Annotated in this window: 1 protein-coding gene; it reads right to left on the bottom strand. The window is 38.1% G+C overall.

What is annotated here, in order from left to right; all coding sequences use genetic code 11:
- A partial coding sequence (locus AOA61_RS02545) for a hypothetical protein (RefSeq protein WP_218197331.1) occupies positions 1-352 on the bottom strand: 352 nt, incomplete at both ends.

Here is a 352-nt window from a genome sequence, read left to right as displayed (position 1 = left end):
GTTCTCTACATTTGTGTCCAATACAGTTTTATGAAATATCCCTAGCATTATAGAATTAGCATTGGCTTGGTTTAATAGTTTCTCAACCATATTTAAGAAGGAGCGTACCCCAATTTCTTCCCGAATGTTGCGCACACTGGCGAGTGGTTTGCATAGTCTCTCCGTCCAAGCAAAACCAATATTATGAGCCTCGATGGAAGCTGCAATTTGGTCCCCAGTTAGTTTAACTGGAATGTCTAATCCTTTTAAGATATCTTTTATTGTAGAACCATTCTTTGGTGGCAATGTATCACTACTGTGTAAAAAAACAGGAATCCCATTTTCAGCAAGTAGGATTGATACAGGTATTGTT

This window comes from Pseudomonas sp. 2995-1 (genome assembly GCF_002742505.1).
In the GTDB taxonomy this organism is placed as follows: Bacteria; Pseudomonadota; Gammaproteobacteria; order Pseudomonadales; family Pseudomonadaceae; genus Aquipseudomonas; species Aquipseudomonas sivasensis.
Note: the sequence above shows the minus strand (reverse complement) of the source record. Positions and strands in the feature narration are given on the sequence as shown.